The 20,731-nt window shown below is 68.1% G+C and carries 17 protein-coding genes; 7 read left to right on the top strand and 10 right to left on the bottom strand.

Going from position 1 to position 20,731, the window contains the following annotated elements; all coding sequences use genetic code 11:
* Nucleotides 1–283 precede the first annotated feature (283 nt).
* Entirely contained in the window at nt 284–2,392 is a 2,109-nt protein-coding gene (gene fusA, locus CHC02_RS14405; RefSeq protein ID WP_089392142.1) for an elongation factor G, read from the bottom strand.
* A 249-nt stretch (nt 2,393–2,641) separates the two neighbouring features.
* Here fusA and CHC02_RS14400 point away from each other — a divergent pair, with 249 nt between their 5' ends.
* The 4 genes from CHC02_RS14400 to CHC02_RS14385 all read left to right on the top strand — a co-directional run bounded on the left by CHC02_RS14400 (nt 2,642) and on the right by CHC02_RS14385 (nt 7,772).
* Nucleotides 2,642–3,145, top strand: a complete 504-nt coding sequence (locus CHC02_RS14400; RefSeq protein ID WP_089392141.1) for a sigma-70 family RNA polymerase sigma factor — start codon at nt 2,642–2,644, stop codon at nt 3,143–3,145.
* Nucleotides 3,145–4,119 (top strand): FecR domain-containing protein, encoded by a 975-nt coding sequence (locus tag CHC02_RS14395; RefSeq protein WP_089392140.1) that lies wholly within the window; start codon nt 3,145–3,147, stop codon nt 4,117–4,119. Before CHC02_RS14400 ends, CHC02_RS14395 begins: the two co-directional genes overlap by 1 nt.
* Nucleotides 4,120–4,218: 99 nt before the next feature.
* Nucleotides 4,219–6,627 carry a TonB-dependent receptor gene (locus CHC02_RS14390; RefSeq protein WP_089392139.1) on the top strand — a complete coding sequence of 803 codons (2,409 nt, stop codon included), beginning with the start codon at nt 4,219–4,221 and terminating at the stop codon, nt 6,625–6,627.
* Between the two features lie 485 nt (nt 6,628–7,112).
* Complete coding sequence (locus CHC02_RS14385) at nt 7,113–7,772, top strand: DsbA family oxidoreductase (RefSeq protein ID WP_089392138.1); 660 nt, start codon at nt 7,113–7,115, stop codon at nt 7,770–7,772.
* 204 nt (nt 7,773–7,976) lie between these two features.
* Here the strand turns inward: CHC02_RS14385 and CHC02_RS14380 are convergent, their stop codons facing one another.
* From CHC02_RS14380 to CHC02_RS14365, 4 genes are all read right to left on the bottom strand, one after another.
* Entirely contained in the window at nt 7,977–8,312 is a 336-nt protein-coding gene (locus CHC02_RS14380) for a ribonuclease E inhibitor RraB (protein WP_089392137.1), read from the bottom strand.
* 133 nt (nt 8,313–8,445) lie between these two features.
* Nucleotides 8,446–10,704 carry a xanthine dehydrogenase family protein molybdopterin-binding subunit gene (locus CHC02_RS14375; protein WP_089392136.1) on the bottom strand — a complete coding sequence of 753 codons (2,259 nt, stop codon included), beginning with the start codon at nt 10,702–10,704 and terminating at the stop codon, nt 8,446–8,448.
* A gap of 11 nt (nt 10,705–10,715) precedes the next feature.
* On the bottom strand, nt 10,716–11,174 hold the full coding sequence (locus CHC02_RS14370) for a (2Fe-2S)-binding protein (protein ID WP_089392135.1): 459 nt from the start codon (nt 11,172–11,174) through the stop codon (nt 10,716–10,718).
* Between the two features lie 452 nt (nt 11,175–11,626).
* Nucleotides 11,627–12,646, bottom strand: coding sequence for a zinc-dependent alcohol dehydrogenase family protein (locus tag CHC02_RS14365; protein ID WP_089392134.1), 1,020 nt, complete (start codon nt 12,644–12,646; stop codon nt 11,627–11,629).
* Nucleotides 12,647–12,939: 293 nt separating this feature from the next.
* On the opposite strand from CHC02_RS14365, the gene CHC02_RS14360 reads away from it, so the two are divergent.
* Nucleotides 12,940–13,857: a LysR family transcriptional regulator gene (locus CHC02_RS14360; protein WP_089392133.1), complete on the top strand. Its 918-nt coding sequence runs from the start codon at nt 12,940–12,942 to the stop codon at nt 13,855–13,857.
* A 72-nt stretch (nt 13,858–13,929) separates the two neighbouring features.
* Nucleotides 13,930–14,496 (top strand): TetR/AcrR family transcriptional regulator, encoded by a 567-nt coding sequence (locus tag CHC02_RS14355; RefSeq protein WP_089392132.1) that lies wholly within the window; start codon nt 13,930–13,932, stop codon nt 14,494–14,496.
* A 237-nt stretch (nt 14,497–14,733) separates the two neighbouring features.
* On the opposite strand, the gene CHC02_RS14350 is transcribed toward CHC02_RS14355, so the two are convergent.
* On the bottom strand, nt 14,734–15,537 hold the full coding sequence (locus CHC02_RS14350; RefSeq protein WP_089392131.1) for an SDR family NAD(P)-dependent oxidoreductase: 804 nt from the start codon (nt 15,535–15,537) through the stop codon (nt 14,734–14,736).
* A gap of 292 nt (nt 15,538–15,829) precedes the next feature.
* On the opposite strand from CHC02_RS14350, the gene CHC02_RS30210 reads away from it, so the two are divergent.
* Nucleotides 15,830–15,991, top strand: coding sequence for a PSPA7_2676 family Cys-rich small protein (locus CHC02_RS30210; protein WP_167364790.1), 162 nt, complete (start codon nt 15,830–15,832; stop codon nt 15,989–15,991).
* A gap of 42 nt (nt 15,992–16,033) precedes the next feature.
* On the opposite strand, the gene peaD is transcribed toward CHC02_RS30210, so the two are convergent.
* From peaD to peaA, 4 genes are all read right to left on the bottom strand, one after another.
* A complete protein-coding gene (peaD, locus tag CHC02_RS14345) occupies nt 16,034–17,155 on the bottom strand; it encodes a quinohemoprotein amine dehydrogenase subunit beta (protein ID WP_089392130.1) in 1,122 nt (373 codons plus the stop codon).
* A 29-nt stretch (nt 17,156–17,184) separates the two neighbouring features.
* Nucleotides 17,185–17,508 (bottom strand): quinohemoprotein amine dehydrogenase subunit gamma, encoded by a 324-nt coding sequence (gene qhpC, locus CHC02_RS14340; protein WP_009620363.1) that lies wholly within the window; start codon nt 17,506–17,508, stop codon nt 17,185–17,187.
* A gap of 1 nt (nt 17,509) precedes the next feature.
* A complete protein-coding gene (peaB, locus tag CHC02_RS14335; protein ID WP_089392129.1) occupies nt 17,510–18,940 on the bottom strand; it encodes a quinohemoprotein amine dehydrogenase maturation protein in 1,431 nt (476 codons plus the stop codon).
* An 88-nt stretch (nt 18,941–19,028) separates the two neighbouring features.
* Nucleotides 19,029–20,546, bottom strand: coding sequence for a quinohemoprotein amine dehydrogenase subunit alpha (gene peaA / locus CHC02_RS14330; RefSeq protein WP_425262393.1), 1,518 nt, complete (start codon nt 20,544–20,546; stop codon nt 19,029–19,031).
* Nucleotides 20,547–20,731 lie beyond the last annotated feature (185 nt).

Below are 20,731 nucleotides of genomic sequence, written 5' to 3'. Positions count from 1 at the left end.
ACGGCGTTATCCGCCGAATCGCGGACAGAGTCCGCTCCTACGGTTCCAGGAAGCACGGTCGTAGGAGCGGGCCCTGCCCGCGATTCGCGCGCAGGGCGCGCTCCTACAGGGGAATGGCATGGCTTGGCCAGCGTAGGAGCGGACTCCGTCCGCGATTGGACTCACCGGCCACGCCGGACGCCCTGGTGGCACGGCCGGCAGCGGATAACCGCGAACGGCTATTCGTCCCCTTCCCCGAATGAAAAACGGCGCCCACAGGCGCCGTTCTTCTTTCACCAGGGGCTCAGCCGTTGTTCTTCTTCACGATGGCATCGGCGATGTTCGCCGGCGCCTCGGCGTACCTGGTGAACTCCATGGAGTAGCTGGCGCGGCCCTGGGACATCGAGCGCACGTCGGTGGCGTAGCCGAACATCTCGCCCAGCGGCACCTCGGCGCGGATCACCTTGCCCGCCGGGGTGTCCTCCATGCCCTGGATCAGGCCACGGCGGCGGTTCAGGTCGCCCATCACGTCGCCCATGTAGTCCTCGGGGGTCACCACCTCGACCTTCATCACCGGCTCCAGCAGCACCGCGCCGCCCTTCTGCGAGAGCTGCTTGGTGGCCATGGAGGCGGCGATCTTGAAGGCCATCTCGCTGGAGTCGACGTCGTGGTAGGAACCGTCGTACACCGTCGCCTTCAGGCCGATCAGCGGGTAGCCGGCGAGCACGCCGTTGTGCATCTGCTCCTCGATGCCCTTCTGGATCGCCGGGATGAACTCGCGGGGGATCACCCCGCCGACGACCTCGTTGTGGAACTCCAGGCCGTCCTTGCCCTCGTCGCCCGGCTCGAAGCGGATCCAGCAGTGGCCGAACTGGCCGCGGCCGCCGGACTGGCGGACGAACTTGCCCTCGATCTCGCACCTCCTGCGGATCGCCTCGCGGTAGGCCACCTGCGGCTTGCCGATGTTGGCCTCGACGTTGAACTCGCGGCGCATGCGGTCGACGATGATGTCCAGGTGCAGCTCGCCCATGCCGGAGATGATGGTCTGCCCGGTCTCCTCGTCGGTCTTGACGCGGAACGAGGGGTCCTCCTGGGCCAGCTTGGACAGGGCGATGCCCATCTTCTCCTGGTCGGCCTTGGTCCTGGGCTCCACCGCCACCGAGATCACCGGGTCGGGGAAGTCCATGCGTTCGAGGATGATCGGCTTGTCGATGGCGCACAGGGTGTCGCCGGTGGTCACGTCCTTCATGCCGATCAGCGCGGCGATGTCGCCGGCGCGCACCTCCTTGATCTCCTCGCGCTGGTTGGCGTGCATCTGCACCATCCGCCCGACGCGCTCCTTCTTGCCCTTCACCGAGTTGAGCACCGCGTCGCCGCTGCTCAGCACACCTGAGTAGACGCGGGCGAAGGTCAGGGTGCCGACGAAGGGGTCGGTGGCGATCTTGAAGGCCAGCGAGGAAAACGGCTCGCTGTCGTCGGCGTGGCGCTCGTCGTGCTTCTCCTCGTCGTCCGGGTGGGTGCCCTTGATCGCCGGGATTTCCGAGGGCGCCGGCAGGTAGTCGATCACCGCGTCCAGCACCAGGGGCACGCCCTTGTTCTTGAACGAGGAGCCCAGCACCGCCGGGACGATCTCGTTGGCCAGGGTGCGCTGGCGCAGGCCGGCCTTGATCTCCTCCTGGCTCAGCTCCTCGCCTTCGAGGTACTTGTTCATCAGCTCGTCGTTGGCCTCGGCGGCGGCCTCGACCATGTGCGCGCGCCATTCCGCGGCCAGGCCCTGCAACTCGGCGGGAATCTCCTCCTCGCGGTAGCTGGTGCCCTGGTCGTCGTCGTTCCAGTAGATGGCCTTCATCTTCACCAGGTCGATCTGCCCGCTGAAGTTCTCCTCCGCGCCTATGGCCAGCTGGATCGGCACCGGGTCGTGGCCCAGGCGGCGCCTGATCTGCTCGACCACCCGCAGGAAGTCGGCGCCCTGGCGGTCCATCTTGTTCACGTAGGCCAGGCGCGGCACGTGGTACTTGTTGGCCTGGCGCCACACCGTCTCGGACTGCGGTTCGACGCCGTCGGCGCCGCTGAACACCACCACGGCGCCGTCGAGCACGCGCAGCGAGCGCTCCACCTCGATGGTGAAGTCGACGTGGCCGGGGGTGTCGATGATGTTGAAGCGGTACTTGTGCGGGTACTGCTTGGTCGAGCCCTGCCAGAAGGCGGTGGTGGCCGCCGAGGTGATGGTGATGCCGCGCTCCTGCTCCTGCACCATCCAGTCCATGGTCGCCGCCCCGTCGTGCACCTCGCCCATCTTGTGGTTGACGCCGGTGTAGAACAGGATGCGCTCGGTGGTGGTGGTCTTGCCGGCGTCCACGTGCGCGACTATGCCGATGTTGCGATAAAGCTCGATGGGCGTGGTGCGAGCCATGATCTGCTCCGTATCTCTGGATGGCTGAGGTTTCGACCGCGAACGACGGTGCCGTCCGCCGAGGAAGGCAAACCCGCGAATTTTGCATTCGGGACAGGCTGAAGGTAGCGCGTCTGCGTGGCAATGCCAGTGCAGATGGCAGCGCTCGGCACGCGCGCCGACCGGCTGCGGCGTCGTGGCATTGCGCCCAGCGGCGGAACCGACATAAAATGAGAGTCATTCGCAAATGATCATCTGGCGCACGACACCGTGGCATTCGCCGAACCCTCCGCCGAACAACACCTGCACAGCCTCTACGAACGCCACCACGGCTGGCTGCAGCAATGGCTGCGCGGCCGCCTGGGCAACGCCTGGGATGCCGCCGACCTGGCCCAGGACACCTTCCTGCGCCTGCTGCGCCGGCCGCCGGGCGACATCGGCGAACGCCCGCGGGCGCTGCTCACCCACATCGCCAAGGGGCTGCTGGTGGACCGCTGGCGCCGCCAGGAGATCGAGCGCGCCTACCTCGAGGCCCTGGCCGCGCTGCCCGGGGAACAGGCCCCCGGCCCGGAAGCCCGCGAGCTGATCCTGGAAACCCTGGAGCGCATCGACGCGGCGCTGGGCGAACTGCCGCCCCTGACCCGCGAAGCCTTCCTGCTCTCGCAGCTGGACGGCCTCACCTACCCGGCCATCGCCGAGCGCCTGGGGCTGTCCCTGGCGACCGTCAAGCGCTACATGCGCGCGGCCTTCATCGCCTGCCTGAGCCTGGCCTGATGCACGAGCAGACGCTGGACCCGCGCATCCTCGGCGAAGCCGCCGACTGGCTGGTGCGCCTGGGCGAACGCCCGGCCAGCGCCGCCGACCTGCAGGCCATCGAGCAATCCATCGAGCAATGGCGCGGGCGCAGCGCCCAGCACGCCGAGGCCTGGCGCCGCGCGGAAAGCCTGCTCGGCGGCCTGCACCAGTTGCCCCCGGGCATGGGCCGGCAGAGCCTGCAGCGCCTGGGCGAGCGCGGCCCGAGCCGGCGGCAGATGCTCAACCGCCTGGGCCTGCTGCTGGCGGTGGCGCCCGCGGCCTGGCTGGCGGCGCGCCAGCTGCCCTGGGCCGAATGGAGCGCCGACCAGCGCACCGCCACCGGCGAGCGCAAGCGCGTGCAACTGCCCGACGGCAGCCTGCTGACGCTCAACACCGGCAGCGCCGTGGACATCCGCTTCACCCCGCAGGAACGCCGCCTGCGCCTGCTCGAGGGGGAAATCCTCGTCGCCACCCATGCCGACCCGGCGCCCGAGCCGCGGCCGTTCCTGGTGGAAAGCCGCCAGGGCCTGCTGCGCACCGCCGGCGCGCGCTTCGCGGTGCGCGACCTGGGCGAGGCTTGCCGGGTGGCCGTGCTGGAAGGCAGCGTCGCCGTGGAGCCCTTCGCCAGCGCCGCGCACCGCCAGGTCGAGGCCGGCCAGCAACTGCTGTTCAGCGCCAGCGCCCTGCAGGCCGTGCAGCCGGCGGACGCCAACGCCAGCAGCTGGGAGAACGGCATGCTGCTGGCCCAGGACATGCGCCTGGACGCCCTGCTGGCCGAACTGGGCCGCTACCGCAGCGGCGTGCTGCGCTGCGCGCCGCAGCTGGCCGGGCTGCGCGTCAGCGGCGCCATTCCCCTGGGCAACGACGACGCCGGCCTGCGCCTGCTGGCCGACATGCTGCCGCTGAAGGTCAGCCGCCTGACGCGCTACTGGGTGACCCTGGAGCCCGCCTGAGGCCCCGGAAAAATTTTCATCCGCCGTGACACCTTTTTCCTGCTCGTCCGGTGAAGGAGGAAACAACCCATCCACGCCTCCCGCCGACAGGATCAGCGCATGACCACCCGCCTCCGCCTCAAGCCCCACACCCTCGCCCTGGCCATCGGCCTGGCCCTGCACGGCGCCGCCCTGCCCGCCCTGGCCGCGGAGACCGCCAGCGTGCAACGCCAGTACGACATCGCCCCCGGCCCGCTGGGCGAGGTGCTGGCGCGCTTCGCCGCCCAGGCCGGCGTGCCGCTGGCCTTCGAGGCCGCCACCCTGAACGCCCGCCACAGCGACGGCCTCAAGGGCAGCTACGACGCCGAAGACGGCCTCGGCCGGCTGCTCGAAGGCAGCGGCTACCGCCTGGTCCGCAAGCCCAGCGGCTATGGCGTGGAGCCCATCGCCCGGGACGGCGAGGCCCTGGAAATGGGCGCCACCACCGTCAGCGCCGTGGCCCAGGCCCCCGGCGAGCTGCCGCCGGCCTACAGCGGCGGCCAGGTGGCCCGCGGCGCCCGGCTGGGCATGCTGGGCAACCAGGACATGCAGGACGTGCCCTTCGCCTTCTCCAGCTACACCGCGCAGACCATCCGCGACCAGCAGGCGCAGACCGTCGGCGACGTGCTGCTCAACGACGCCGCGGTGCGCCAGGGCAACGGCTACGGCAACTTCTCCCAGGTCTTCGTCATCCGCGGCCTGCCGCTGAGCACCGACGACGTCTCGCTCAACGGCCTGTACGGCGTGACGCCGCGGCAGATCATCGGCACCGAGTCGCTGGAGCGCGTCGAGCTGTTCAAGGGCCCCAACGCCTTCATCAACGGCGTGACGCCCAGCGGCAGCGGCATCGGCGGCGCGGTGAACCTGCAGACCAAGCACGCCGATGACGTCCCCACCCGCAGCCTGAGCCTGGACTACGGCAGCGACAGCCAGGTCGGCGAACACCTCGACCTGGGCCAGCGCTTCGGCGAGGACAACCGCTTCGGCGCGCGGCTCAACCTGGCCCAGCGCGAGGGCGACACCGCCATCGACGATAACGCCCAGCGCTACAAGCTGGCCAGCGTCAACCTCGACTACCGCGGCGAGCGCCTACGCCTGAGCGGCGACTTCGGCTACCAGAAGCAGCGCATCAACCAGGGCCGCCCGGTGGTCTACGTCGGCAGCGGCGTCACCAGCATCCCCCACGCCCCCGACGCCGGCAGCAACTACGGCCAGGCCTGGAGCTACTCGCAGCTGGAAGACACTTACGGCATGTTCCGCGGCGAATACGACCTCAACGACAACTGGACCGCCTACCTCGCCGGCGGCGCCAAGCACACCCGCGAGAACGGCACCTATTCCTCGCTGACCCTGAGCGACGACAACGGCGGCGCCGGCGGCGGCACCATGGACGCCACCCACGACGAAGACAACAGGAGCGCCCTGGCCGGCCTCAACGGCCGCTTCCAGACCGGCCCGGTGAGCCACCAGATGAACCTCGGCCTGGCCGGCATCTGGGCCGAACAGCGCAGCGCCTACCGCATGGCCCTGAGCAAGTTCCCGGCCAACCTGTACCACCCCGTGCAGGTGGCCAAGCCGGCCACCACCTACTCCGGCGACGACTACAACGACCCCGGCATCGTCGGCAAGACGCGCAACCGCAGCGCCGCCGCCTCCGACACCCTGGGCTTTCTCGACGACCGCGTGCTGCTGACCCTCGGCGTGCGCCGCCAGAGCATCGGCACCGACGGCTGGAGCTACGCCGGCGTGCGCAACGCCGACTACCGCGAATCCATCACCACGCCGGTGTACGGCATCGTGGTCAAGCCCACCGACTACCTGTCGCTGTACGCCAACCGCATCGAAGGCCTGGCCGCCGGCCCCACCGCGCCCTCCACCGCGGTCAACGTCGGCGAGGTGTTCGCCCCGCAGCGCTCCAAACAGGTCGAGGTGGGCGCCAAGCTGGACTTCGGCAGCTACGGCGGCAACCTGGCGTTCTACCGCATCGAACAGCCCACCAGCGTCACCGACCCGGACACCAAGGTCTTCAGCGTCGATGGCGAGCAGCGCAACCGCGGCGTCGAGCTGAACCTGTTCGGCGAACCGCTGGACGGCCTGCGCCTGCTGGCCGGCGCCACCTGGATCGACACCGAGCTGCGCAACACCGCCGGCGGCGCCAACGACGGCAACCGCGCCATCGGCGTGCCGCAGTTCCAGTACAACCTCGGCGCCGACTGGGACGTGCCCGGCATCGACGGCCTGGCGGTCAACGGCCGCCTGTTGCGTACCGGCGGCCAGTACCTGGACCAGGCCAACAACCTGAGCATCCCGGCCTGGACCCGCGTCGACCTGGGCGCCCGCTACCGCTTCAAGGTGGAACAGCGCGACGTGACCCTGCGCGCCAACCTGGAGAACGTGGCCAACGAGGCCTACTGGGCCTCCACCATCGGCGGCTACCTGACCCAGGGCGAGCCGCGCACCCTGCGGGTGTCCGCCACCGTCGACTTCTGAGGCCCCCGAGGTCGGTGCCGGCCGGGCGAGCCAGTGGCGTCGCCCGGTCTGCGTTCGTTTGGGGGGCAGGCCAAAACCTAAAATATAAATTTTTATTGATTTTCAATCAGTTACATTATTTTTCGAATGTAAAATCTTCTGAAAGGTAAGGAAATCCATGCTTTTAAAGAAAAATTTCAATTGAATATCAACTAGTTAAGAGCCACTTCAAGAAACAACTAAAAGAGCTGTAGCTTTTCCCGTCTGCCTCAAGGCGGCCGGAGCCCAGGCGGGGCAAGGCCTGTAGCCTGCTCTCGGGTGGCCAGGAGAGCGCCCAAGTTAAAGTCATTTCTGGAATATAAATTTCAATTAAAAATCATGTAGTTATGAATAAAACCTAAAGTCAAAGGTGATGAAAGGGGCACCCATCGCCCCGCAAGGCTGGATCATCCGACACAAAAAGGTCCATGCTTGAACCCTGGAACCCAAAGGCGGAGATCACCCGCATGCGCGAAGCCATCACCCTCGATTTCGTCTCGGACGTCGTCTGCCCCTGGTGCGCCATCGGCCTTTCCGGGTTGCTGGAAGCCATCCAGCGCGTCGACGGCGAGATCGACGTCGAACTGCACATCAAGCCCTTCGAGCTCAATGCCGACATGCCCGCCGAAGGCGAGGACCTGGTCGAGCACCTGCAGCGCAAGTACGGCAGCAGCGCCGAGGACATCGCCAGCAACCACAAGCGCATCCGCGACTTCGGCGAGGAAGTCGGCTTCCACTTCGACCTGCACAAGCGCCAGCGCATCTACAACACCTTAGACGCCCACCGCCTGCTGCACTGGGCCGCCGAACAGGGCCGCGACCTGGCGCTGAAACAGGCGCTGCTGCACGCCTACTTCGGCGAAGGGCGCAACATCAGCGACAGCGGGGAGCTGCTGGACCTGGCCGCCGGCGTCGGCCTGGACCCGGTGCGCACCCGCGAGATCCTCGACAGCGACGCCTACGCCAGCAAAGTGGTGGAGGAAGAGGAATTCTTCACCAGCCACGGCATCCGCGCCGTGCCGGCGGTGATCATCAACGGCCGCCAGCTGATCTCCGGCGCGCAATCGGCCGACTACTACGAAAAAGCCCTGCGCCAGGTGGCCGAGAAAGGCGAACCGGTGCCATAGCTTGCCGACCGCGCCACAGCGCTCTTCGTAGGACCTTGTCCGCGATAACCCGAACCGCCGGCGTCACTCCCCTGTAGGAGCGCGCCCTGCGCGCGATTTCGCGGGCAGGGCCCGCTCCTACAGGGAAATGCCCAATCGCGGATAAAATCCTGCGCCCACAAAAAAGCCGGGGACATGCCCCGGCTTTTTCCTACCCATCCCGCCTCAGAGCGCCGACCAGCCGTCGGTCTTGCCGCCCAGCGGCTCGGAATGCTCGGCCAGCAGCTCCTCGTAGCCACCGATGTTCTCGTGGGTGGGCTCCATCACCGGGTAGGCCAGGACCTGCCAGGGGTTGGCCGGGTCGCCGTCATACTCGGAATAGGCCACCTTCTGGCCGTTCTGCAGCAGGAGGATGGCGAAATCCAGCGCCGCCTGCTCTTCCGGGAAGATCACGGCGAATTCCACCTCACGCTCGAACGAAAGGTCCTCGCCATCTTCCTGCAGGGCCCACAGGGCGTCGCCGATCTCGTCGTCGGGGAAGAGTTGCTTGTCGCGGGTCATGTCACAGCTCCAGTAGAAAGGGGGCGCCCGGTCGGGCGCCTGCCCACAAGGATACCTGCCTTGGCGCGACCGCGCCGGAAATATCGGGCGCCGGCCCGTTGCACGAGGCAGCGGGCCGCCCTCACCTCCGGCCTCAGGCCTGCAACTGGTTGCCGATCGGCAGGGTGCGGATGCGCTTGCCAGTGGCCGCCGCCAGGGCATTGGCCAGGGCCGGCGCCGCCGGCGGCACGCCGGGCTCGCCAACGCCGGTGGGCGCCTCGCTGGACGGCACTATGTGCACCTCCACCGCCGGCATCTCGTTGATCCGCAACACCTGGAAGTCATGGAAGTTGGACTGCTCCACCACCCCTTCCTTGAGGGTGATGGCGCTGTGCAGGGCCATGGCCAGGCCATAGCCGATGCCGCCTTCCATCTGCGCACGGATCACGTCCGGGTTGATCGCCAGGCCGCAGTCCACGGCGCAGACCACGCGGTCGACCTTGAAGCTCTTGTCGGCCTTCACCGTGACTTCCACCACCTGCGCCACGAAACTGCCGAAGGACTCGTGCACGGCGATCCCGCGGCCGCGCTTCTCGCCTTCCCCGCCGGCCTTCAGCGGCTGCTTCCAGGCGGCCCTTTCGGCCACCAGGTCGAGCACGCCCAGGTGCCGCGGGTACTTCTGCAGCAGCGCGCGGCGGAACTCGTACGGGTCCTTGCCGGCGGCGACCGCGGCTTCGTCGATCAGCGTCTCGGTGGAGTACGCCGTGTGGGTGTGGCCCACCGAGCGCCACCACTGGGTGGGCACCTTGATCTCCGGCACCAGGGTCTGCTCCACGTGCAGGTTGGGCACGGCGTAGGGCAGGTCCGCCGCGCCTTCCACCGCCACCTTGTCGATGCCGTCCTTGACCATCACCTTCTCGAAGGGCGTGCCGACGATGAACGACTGTCCCACCAAATGCTGCTGCCAGCCCACCAGGTTGCCCTGGCCATCCAGCGCCAGCCGCGCGCTATGCAGGAAGGCCGGGCGGTAGTAGCCGCCGCGGGTATCGTCCTCGCGGGTCCAGACCATCTTCACCGGGCCCTTGTGGCCGTGCTCGCGGGCCGCCTTGGCGATGGAGACGGCCTCCAGCACGTAGTCCGAGTGCGGGTTGGCACGGCGGCCGAAGCTGCCGCCGGCGTACAGCTGGGTGATGGCGACCTTCTCCGGGGCGATGCCGAGCAACTGCCCGACGGCCATCTGGTCGCCGGTCTGCCACTGCTCGCCGTTCCAGATCTCGCAGGCGCCGTCGGAGAGCTTGACCACGCAGTTCAGCGGCTCCATCGAGGCATGGGCCAGGTAGGGGAATTGGTACTCGGCCTCGATCAGCCTGGCCGGCTTGTCCAGCGCCTTGGCGATGTCGCCCTCGTTGCGCGCCACCACGCCGGGCTTGGCCGCCAGCTCCCGGTACCTGGCGAAGATCTCGTCGCTGCCCAGGCGGAAGGCGTTGCTCTCGTCCCACTCCACCTGCAGGGCGTCACGGCCCTGGCGCGCGGCCCAGGTGTTCTTCGCCAGCACCGCGACGCCGGCGAAGCGCGAGTCGCTGCCCGGGTACTGCACCACCGCCACCACGCCGGGCACGGCCTTGGCCTTGCTGTCGTCCACCTTCGATGGCACGCCGCCGAAGCGCGGCGGGTGCGCCACCACCGCCACCAGCATGTCCGGCAGGTGCACGTCCTGGGTGAAGCGCGCCTGGCCATCGGTCTTGTCCTGGCTGTCCTTGCGCGGCAGCCTGACCTGGCCGATCAGCTTGAAATCCTTCGGCGCCTTGAGCTGCACGTCCGCCGGCACCGGCTGTTGGGCCGCCGCCTCGGCCAACTGGCCGAACCCGGCCTTGTGCCCGGAAGCCTTGTGCTCGACCACGCCATCGTGCACCTCGATCTGCTCGGCCGGCACCTTCCATTGCTGCGCCGCGGCGGCCACCAGCATGGCCCGGGCGGTGGCCCCGGCCTTGCGCATCTGCTCGAAGGAGTTGGCCATGGCGCTGCTGCCGCCGGTGCCCTGCAGGGTGCCGAAGGCCAGGTTGGCGTAGCGCTTGGCGTCGGCCGGGGCGCCCTCGACGCGGACCTGGCTCCAGTCGGCGTCCAGTTCCTCGGCCAGCAGGGTGGCCAGGCCGGTGTAGCTGCCCTGCCCCATTTCCACGTGCTTGGCGATCACCGTCACCGTGCCGTCCGCGGCGATGCGCACGAAGGCGTTGGGTTCGAAGGCCTTGGCCGCGGCGGCCTCGGGGTCGCCGAAGCGGCCCAGCAGCGGCGCGAAGTAGATGCCCAGGGCCAGGCCGCCGGCGCCGCGCAGGAAATGCCGGCGGCTGAGGTTGAGGATGCCGTTGCCGGCATCTTCCGGCTCGAGGCTGGCTCGTTGCTGCAGGTCTGCCATGTCGAGTCTCCTCAGGCCAGGTTCTGCGCGGCTTCGTGGATGGCCGCGCGGATGCGTACGTAGGTGGCGCAGCGGCAGATGTTGCCGCCCATGGCCGCATCTATGTCGGCGTCGCTGGGGCTCCTGTTGCCGGCCAGCAGCGCCGTGGCGGACATGATCTGGCCGGACTGGCAGTAGCCGCACTGCACCACGTCCAGCTTGCGCCAGGCCTCCTGCACCGCCTTGCCGGCGGGTTGCCCGGCCACCGCCTCGATGGTGGTGACCTGCTTGCCGGCCACCGCCGCCAGGGGCGTCACGCAGGAGCGCGTGGGCTGGCCGTCGACGTGCACGGTGCAGGCCCCGCACAGGGCCATGCCGCAGCCGTACTTGGTGCCGGTGAGCAAGGCGACGTCGCGCAGCGCCCAGAGCAGGGGCATTTCCCCGGGCGCGTCGAATTCATGGTCCTTGCCGTTGAGTTTCAGCTTGATCATCAGGCGCTCACCTCTTGGTTCGGGTGATGTGGAAATTCGGAGCCAAGGCCGCTCCGTGGGAATGGATTCAGCCTAGGCGCTTCCCTGGCCGAATGCCGCGACGATACGGGAAAAGCCCGCCCAGTGGCTTGCCCGGTCCTGCGCAGGCTTGCCCGATCCTGCGCTGGATGCGGCCGGGTTCCAGGAAGCACGGTCGTAGGAGCGGACTCCGTCCGCGATTGGATTCACCGGCCGCGCCGAACGCCCCGGTGGCGCGGCCAACGGCGGATAACCGCGAACGGTTATTCGCCCTACGCCCCACCCACACCGTTCCCCTGTAGGAGCGAGCCTGCTCGCGAACAGCTTCGGCACGGGGTTTGTTCGCGAGCAAGCTCGCTCCTGCGAAAAGCGGGGGCGCGGAAACGCCGAAGCCACTCCGGGGAGTGGCTTCTGGCATTGCGCGGGACGGCAGGTCAGTCGGCGACCTTCATCACCACCCGGCCGCCGCCGGGGCAGCTTTCCATGTAGTTGCTGGCCTCGCGGAACCTGGCGAAGTCGAAGACCTTGTCGATGCTCGGCTTGAGCAACTGGTCGGCGGTCATCTGGTTGATCGCCTGCAGCGCCCGCTGCACCGCCTCGTCGTTGCGCGTCAGGCCGATTTCCGGCTGGCCGGTGAAGTCCAGCACGCAGTGGCGGTAGAACTGCAGGTGCTTCTTGAAGGCCGCGCAGGCCGGGAAGGTGGCGTCGTTGCCGCCGTTGATGCCGTAGAGGATCAGCTTGCCGCGCGGCGCGGCGACGTCGCCCAAGAGCTTCATCTGCGGGCCGGCGCACTGGTCCAGGACCACTTCCACGCCCTTGCCGTCGGTGAAGCGCTCGACTTCCAGCACCAGGTCCTGCTCCTCGGTGTAGATCACCTTGTCGGCGCCCAGGCTGCGGATGAAGTCGCGGGTGTTCTCGTGGCTGGTGGTGGCGATGACCTTGGCGCCCAGGGCCTTGGCCAGCTGGATCGACTGCGGCGCCAGGCAGTGCCCGGCCTCGGTGATCAGCACGTGCTGGCCCGGCTGCAGCCTGGCCAGCTCAACCAGGGCGAAGTAGGCGTACAGCAGGCCGGTGTAGTGCACCGCGGCCTCGACCGGGGTGAGGTTGTCCGGGTAGCGCGTCAGCGAGGTGCGCGGCATCACCACGTAGTCGCCCCAGGCCGGGTACTGGTTCGGCGAATCGGCCGGGAAGCTGGCCACGGCCATGCCGGGCGCAAGATCGGTGACGTTCGCGCCCACGGCCTCGACCACGCCGGCCAGTTCGTAGCCGATCCCGGCGGGCAGCTGGGCCTGGTCGGGCGCCAGGTTCTGCCGCCAGAGCACGTCGCGCCAGCTCACGCCCAGCGCCTGGGTGCGGATCAGGACTTCATCCGGCCCCGGTTGCGGGGTCGGGACTTCCTCGAGTTTGAGTACCGAGGCATCACCGAACTGGTGGAATCGGATCATGCGGGACATCACATACCTCGCCTTTGATGCTTTATAGCCACGGACTCTATCCGGGCTTTCTTGTGCTTGCTACCCACCGCTATCGATAGTCGACATAAATGCCGATGATTCCGCAGGCATATCGATCGCGCAGGCCGGAGCGCCAGGCAACGCCCGAAAAATACGGCTGCGCAGTAGGGAAGGATAACGGCAATGAAGCGTCTTGCTAAGGAAGAATGCGGAAAATGATCAAGGACTTATCTGTCAGACCTTGACGCCAGACGCGCCGCGCTTCACTTTTCCCCCATCGTCAGGGAGCCCCCATGAACCGCAACGACCTCCGCAAGGTTGACCTCAACCTGTTGATCGTCTTCGAAACGCTGATGCACGAACGCAGCGTGACCCGCGCCGCCGAGAAGCTGTTCCTCGGCCAGCCGGCGATCAGCGCGGCCCTGGCGCGCCTGCGCAACCTGTTCGACGACCCGCTGTTCGTCCGCACCGGCCGCAGCATGGAGCCCACCGCCCGGGCCCAGGAGATCTTCGGCCACCTGTCGCCGGCGCTGGACTCCATCTCCACCGCCCTGAGCCGCGCCGCCGACTTCGACCCGGCCACCAGCAAGTCGGTGTTCCGCATCGGCCTGTCCGACGACGTGGAGTTCGGCCTGCTGCCGGCGCTGCTGCGCCGCCTGCGCTCCGAGGCGCCGGGCATCGTCCTGGTGGTGCGCCGCGCCAACTACCTGTTGATGCCGCAACTGCTGGCCTCCGGCGAGATTTCCGTGGGCGTCAGCTACACCGACGAGCTGCCGGCCAACGCCAAGCGCAAGACCCTGCGCCGCAGCAAGTGGAAGGTGCTGCGCGCCGATTCGGTGCCCGGCCAGCTGAGCCTGGACGACTACTGCACCCGACCCCATGCCATGGTGTCCTACGCCGGCGACCTGGAAGGCTTCGTCGACGAACAGCTGGCGACCCTCGACCGCAAGCGCCAGGTGGTGCTGGCGGTGCCGCAGTTCAACGGCCTGGGCGCCCTGCTCGCCGGCACCGACCTGATCGCCACGGTGCCGGACTACGCGGCCCTGGCGCTGACCGCCGCCGGCGGCCTGCGCGCCGAGGAGCCGCCCTTCACCCCGCGCCCGGCCGAGCTGTCCATGGTCTGGCGCGGCGCCCAGGACAACGACCCGGCCGAACGCTGGCTGCGCTCGCGCATCAGTATGTTCGTCGGTGATCCCGACAGCCTGGTCTGAGGCCGCTCGGCGCAGTTCCGGCTTCGGGGTTAGAATGACGGTCGACATGTCATTCGATCCAGGACCAGCCCCATGCGCTACCCCGACGACCACAAGGCCCAGACGCGCCAGCGCATCATCGACGAGGCCTCGCGGCGTTTCCGCAGCGAGGGCGTGGAAGCCACCGGCCTGCAGCCCCTGATGAAGGCCCTGGGGCTGACCCACGGTGGTTTCTACGCGCACTTCAAGTCCAAGGAAGAGCTGGTGGAGATCGCCCTGCAGGCGGCCTCCGACCAGCTCGCCGAGGTGGCCGCCGAGACCTTCCGCGGGCCCAACGCGCTGGCGAACTTCATCGACGACTACCTCTCCGAGCAGCATCGCGACCACCCCGAGCGCGGCTGCCCCTTCCCCACCCTGAGCGCCGAACTGGGCGCCCGCGGCCGCCCCAGCCCGACCACCGACCGGGCCCTGACCCAGCGCCTGGAGCGGCTGGAGAAGGTGCTGCCCGCGGAGCATCCGGCGGACCAGGCGGTGGCGACCCTGGCCACCCTGGTCGGCGCCCTGCTGCTGTCGCGCAGCGTGGCCGACCCGGCATTGTCCGAACGCATCCTGGAAAGCACCCGGCGCTATCTCAAGCGCGATATCGCGGGCGAACTGTAGGAGCGGGCCCTGCCCGCGATTTCGCGCGCAGGGCGCGCTCCTACAGGGGAATAGCGTGGGTGGGGCGACGTAGGGCGAATAACCGTTCGCGGTTATCCGCCGTTGGTCGCGCCACCGGGGTGTCCGGCGCGGCCGGTGAATCCAATCGCGGACTGAGTCCTACGTCCGTGCTTCCTGGAACCGTAGGAGCGGACTCCGTCCGCGATTTAGCGAATGACGCCGTAGGCGTTATGCGCCCTACGGGGTCGATTCCACCTGCACGCCGTAGCGCTCCGCCGGCAGGCGGCCGGAGAGGAAGGGCGCCAGGTTCTGCCGCGCGCGGGTGTAGGCCTCGAAGTCCCGCATGTCGGGCAGCGCCGGGATGGTGATGAGCTCGCCCAGGTCCAGGCCGGCCAGAGCGGCGTCGACCATGTGGCCGACTTCCATGAGGATGTCTTCCGGGACGTCGGTGCCCGAGCGGTCCCAGATTTCCGTGCGGGTGGCGCCCGGCAGCACCGCCTGCACGCGCACGCCCAGGGGCGCCAGTTCCTGCTGCAGCGAGATGCTCAGGTTGAGCAGGAACGCCTTGGTGCCGCTGTACACGCCGTTGAACTGCTCCGGCGCCAGGGCCAGGATCGAGGTGAGGTTGACGATGGTGCCCCGCCCCTTCGCGGCGAAGGCCTTGGCCGCGCAGCCGGCCAGGCGCGCCGAGGCCAGCACGTTGAGGGTGATCATCTGCTCCAGCTGGTCCAGCCCCGCCTCCACCAGGCTGCCCTTGACCGCCATCCCGGCGTTGTTCACCAGCATGTCGATGCCGGCGTCCCCGGCCAGGCGCGCCTCCACCCGGGCGCGTTCCTTCGCCACGGTCAGGTCCGCCGGCAGTATGTCGACGTCCACCCCGTACTCGGCCTGCAGGCAGGCGGCCAGGGCCGCCAGCCGTGCCCGGTCGCGGGCCACCAGCAGCAGGTCGTGGCCCCGCTCCGCCAGGCGCTGGGCGTAGGCCGCGCCTATGCCGGCGGAAGCGCCGGTCACCAGTGCGCGGCCTTTGCTGTTCTTGCTCATCTCGTCACTCCAGGCCCTCGCGGCCCCCATCGTTCGAAACCTGGCGCGCGCACCGGGTGCGCCGCCGTTCCCCCGGATGCTAGGGATATGCCCCGGCGGGTCAATCGCCCGAAAAGACGACGGCAGTTGGAGCGACAGGCCCCGCCCCACGGGCCCTGCGGCGATTAGATTGCCCATTCTAGAGCGCCGGGCGGATGCTGGCCGCGACCGTCGCCAGACAAGAACAAGCCGGGGCGATCCGAACCCACTCTGCCTGTTCTGCGGTCGGGAGCCGCTCCCGACGGGAGGTCTCATGCGATTACGCTGCCTTTTCCTGGGCTGCCGCTGGAGCGAGGGCGTGCCCACCCGCGTGGGCGATGTGCTGATGCTCCACCAGCGCTGCAGCCATTGCGGCGCACAACGCTACCTGAGCACGGAGGAAGCGGAGCCGGAGGTCATCGACCCCGGCGCCTGAAAGGCACGACCGGGCGCCGCCAGCAGGCGGCGCCCGGCGTTTTCAGCGGATGAAGGCCTGGCTGGTGGTGATCGCCATGTCGCCGCCGGGCAGCTTCAGGTCGCCGATGCGCTCCAGGCTGTCGGCGTCGAAGATCGCCACGTCGTTCAGGGTGCCGGTCAGGTACAGCTTGGTGCCGGCCTTGTTGGCGGTCAGGCAGTAGTAGGAGTGGTCGAGGCTGGCGGCCTTCTCCAGCTTCTGCGCCTTGATGTCGTACTTGACCAGGCGGTTGAGCACGCCGTACATCACGTTGCGGTCCTTCGGCGAGCGGATGCCGCTGAAGTACACCTCGGTGACCGGGCCGAAGTCGACGGTCTCGGTCTTGCCGGTGGCCAGGTCGATGTTGAAGAAGCCGTACAGGTAGTCGGCGGTGGCCGGGTCCTGCTTGGCGTCCTTGAACTTCGCGGTGGTGTACAGCAGCGAGAAGTCGCGCGGGTAGGTCTGCTGGTTCCACACGTAGAGCACGTCCGGCGGCGAGTAGTTCGGGCGCTTCCAGTTGCGGCTGGGGATCAGCACGTCGAACTTGCCGGTCTTCACGTCCACCTTGTAGATGTCCGGGCCGGCCACGTACAGGGTGCCGTCGTCGCCGGTCTGCATGATGGTCAGCTGGCGCGGCGCCGGGAAGGTGCGGACCGGCTTGGCGTCCATGCCGCCGTCGGCGGCGTAGACCTGCAGGCGCGGCTGCTGCACCTCGTAGTGCTCGCTGAGGATCAGCGTCGGGTTGGCGATGGCGTAGACCTCCTTGCCGTCGTGGCTGACGGTCATGGAGAACATCGAGCGCGCGTTCTCGCCCGGCTTCTGCGCGATGGTGGCGTGGAACACCGGCTTGCAGTCGTCCAGCTGCAGGCCGTAGATGTCCGCGTAGTGGTTGCTCAGCACGTAGGCGATCCTGCGGTCCGGCGACAGCTGGATCATGCCCGGGCCATAGGCGCCGGGAATGGTGCAGGTCTTGTAGAGCTTGTCGGTCTGCATGTCGATGACGTGCAGGTTGTTCGGGTAGTTGGTGGACACCAGGTACTCGTGGCCACTTTCCAGGGCCTTGTCCTCGTTGGCGGCGGCTGCGGCGTGCAGCGCGCAGGCCAGCGAGAGGCCACCGAGGACGGCGGCGAATGCTTTTCTGGACATGCAGTGCTTCCTCTTGTTCTTCTGTCCGCTCATTTGTCGTCCGGGAATACGGTGCCGAGGTTGCGCCAGTTCTCCGCGGAGGCCTGCGCGTCCTTGTTCCAGTCGGGGTAGGTGCTCATCATGTCCGGCACCTGGGCCGGCCACCAGCAGGGGTCGGAGCAGCCGTAGAGGTCGGCCTCCATCGGCTGGCACAGCGAGGAGACGCCGCCGAACACGTCGATCTCCCAGCCCGGGTCGGTGGTGGAGGCGCAGCCGGCGACCGAGTTCATCGCCACCACGTCCTCGATGCGGTCCTCGGCGGCGGCCTGCTCCAGCTGCTGTGCCTTGTTGTTGATCGCTTTGAGATGTTTCATGTCAGTGCGCCTTCCGCGGAGTGATGTGGCGGTCGATGAAGCTGGGGTTCGAGGCCATGATCCGGCTGTAGACCTCGATGCCGAAGTCCACCCAGTCCCTCATCAGTTCGCAGTAGTGGTAGGTGGGGTGCGCCGGGTCGCCGTAGCGCGCGTAGCTCTCGTGGTAGCAGCCGCCGGAACACAGGTTGCGGATGCGGCAGCTGGCGCAGCCGGTGTCGGTGCGGTCCAGGCGTTGCGAGAGGAAGTCGTTCAGCTCGGCCTGCTTGACCCCGGCGTGCACGTTGCCGAAGGTCGGCAGCGAGGAGCCGGTGAAGCGGTGGCACAGGTTCAGCTCGCCCTTGTGGTCCACCGCCAGCATCTTCAGCCCGGCGCCGCACGGCAGGGCCTTCTTCTGGCCCTCGTGGATGTCGGTGATCAGTTGGTGCAGGTTGGAGAAGCCGATGTTGCGCCCCTCCAGCGCCTCCGCCAGGTAGCGTCGGCCCAGGGCCTTCATGTTGGCGAAGACCTGCTTGAGCTCCTCGCCGGTCAGGTTGAAGCTGCTGATGTCGCCCGAGGTCACCGGGGCGAAGCCGACCTCGGCGAAGCCCAGTTCGTTGAACAGGTGGTCCCAGATGGTCTCGACGTCGGTGACGCCGGTGGTCAGGGTCACCCGCGCGCCCACCGGGCGGCTGGTGTAGCGCGACAGCAGCATGTCGGCCTTGCGCCGCACCACGTCGTAGGTGCCCTGCCCGCCCACGGTGATGCGGTTGCGGTCGTGCACGGTCTTGGGCCCGTCGATGCTGACGGACAGGCCGAAGCGGTGGGCGTTGAGCCAGTCGACGATCTCTTCGGTGAGCAGCGTGGCGTTGGTGGTCATGACGAAGTCCACCGCCTTGCCCAGCTCGCCGAAGCGGCGCTCGCAGTAGGCCACCATGTGCTCGATCAGCGGCCGGTTGGACAGCGGCTCGCCGCCGAAGAACACCACGGTGTAGCGCTTCTCGTCCGGCGATTCCCTGAGCAGCATCTCCACCGAGGCCTCGGCGGTTTCCGCGCCCATCTTCTTGCCGGCGGAGGGCTTGTCCAGGTCTTCCTTGTAGCAGTAGGTGCAGCTGAGGTTGCAGCCGGTGTTGACGTTCAGCACCACGGTGTTGAGCGCGGTGCGGTCGACCTTCTTGATGCCGATCTCAGGCGTCAATGGCGAGCCGTCGCTGACCAGCTCCAGCGCGATCAGCTCGCGCAGGGTCTCGTCGATCTCGCTGGCCTCGAAACGCCCGCCCAGGCGCTGCGTCAGCTCGTCCGGCGAGCAGGCGTGCCCGCGCAGGGCATCGATGATCCCGCCGGTCAGTTCGTCGCTGGCGAACAGCGACGAACTGGGGATGTGGAACAACAGGCGGTCGGCATCCACCCGCACTTCGTGCAGGTTGCGCTCGACCAGATTCAAGATGGCGCCCATGGCGACCTCCCGGAACTTGCTTGGTACGCCCCGCCCGCGGGCGGGGGTTCATGCGTTCAGTTCATCCGAACCCGTGTGACGCGGTGGATCAAGGGATCGGCGGGTTGTTCCAGCGCTGCACGGTGACGATCATGTGGCCTTCGCCCTGGTGCGTCTTGCCGGCGTCGTCCACGGCGGCGATCACCTTCAGGTTGCCGGCGTTGTTGGTCATCATCTTGCGCTCGGGGTTGGGGCCGGCGTCGCCCGGGGTGAACACGCCGCTGGCGGCGTCCATCACACCGGCGAACTTGACGTCCTGGTCCTCTTTCGCGCGGTCGTCGAAGGGCTCCACCGACCACTTGGCCGGGAACACGCCGATGCGGAACGGCTTGCCGTCGGCGCCCTTGCCCCAGGCCTCGGCGTCGAAGCTGCCCTGCACCTTGGGCGTGGAACCGCCGTTGCCGCCGATGCGCGAGACGGAGAACTCCGGTACCACCTTGACCTCGGCGATGTCCTTGTAGACCGCCAGGCTGCCGCCCTTGGCAGTGCCGACGCTGACCTCGCGCTCGCCGGCCGCGGCCGAGGCGTCGGCCTTGACCTTCACGGTCACGCGCTCGGGGGTTTCGGACACCACCGAGAGCACCTCCACGCCCTTGCCGAACGACGGCTTGCCCTTCAGCCCGCTGCCGATGACGCTGACCTCGGTCTCGCTGCCGGCCTTCAGGTACGCCGGCTGCACGCCCAGCACGAGGCTGGTGCCGTTCTGCGCGGCGACGAAATCCAGGCCGCGCTCGTCATGGGCCTTGTCGAACATGCGGCCCTGCATCTGGCCCTTCAGCGCGGCGAACACCTGGCGCATGGTCACCTCGCCCACGGTGACGTTGCCGCGCCATTCGAAGCCGTTGTACAGCACCGCGCTGCCCTCGCCGTTGAACGGGGTGCCGTCGGCGTACTGGCCCTTGACGCTGAGCTTGAACTGGTCGCCGGCGCCGCCGCTGACACTCATGGTGCCGGCCACGTCGCCCTTGCCCGGCATGTGCCCGGCGAAGCTCCATTCCCCGGCCAGGGACTCGGCCTTCGGCCGGTTCTTCTGCCAGTCGCTCCAGGCCTTGCTGTCCAGCGGGAAGCGCTTGGCCAGTTCCGGGACCATCTCCTTCTTCGCCAGGTCGAACCAGTCGCGGTCGCGGGACAGCGCCTGGTATTCCAGCGACGGCCAGCGGCCCAGGTGGAAGTTCACCAGCTTCTCCCACTCCGCCGCCGGGCGGCGCTGCAGGGCGATGCGCGCGGCCGAGTGGCAGCGGGCGCACATCTGCTCGAAGTTGCTATCGAAGTGCTCGACGGTGTTCAACCGGCGCTCCAGGGCGTAGCGCACGCCATCGGTCTCGCTGGGCGCCAGGCCCTGCTTGTCGGCGAGGAACTTGACCACCGCGCGGCGATCCTCGTCGCTGATCTTCAGGCCGTACATCACCTGCATCCGCGCGATGCTCATCAGCCAGCCTTCCGGCGTCTTGCGCTGGTGGCTGATGCGGCTCAGGGAATCGTTGCCCTCTGGGGTGTGGCACGCCATGCACTTGGCGTTGATGATGGTCTGGCCATCGGCGGCATGGGCCGGTTGCTGTAGCGCCATGGCCAGCGTGGCCAGGGCTCCGGCGCCCAGGTAGTGCCGAAGTCGTGTCATCTTCAAGATCAGGCCTCCTCGGTGTTTCTTGTTGAAATTGTTCTGTGCCCACCGCTGGGCGAACAGCTGGTTCCGTCTAGCTCTCCAGCTGTTTAGCAGGTTGTGTGCCACTACTGCGCAAGCCCCGCCGAATC

The sequence above is a fragment of the Pseudomonas delhiensis genome, from assembly GCF_900187975.1.
Classification (GTDB): domain Bacteria; phylum Pseudomonadota; class Gammaproteobacteria; order Pseudomonadales; family Pseudomonadaceae; genus Pseudomonas; species Pseudomonas delhiensis.
Note: the sequence above shows the minus strand (reverse complement) of the source record. Positions and strands in the feature narration are given on the sequence as shown.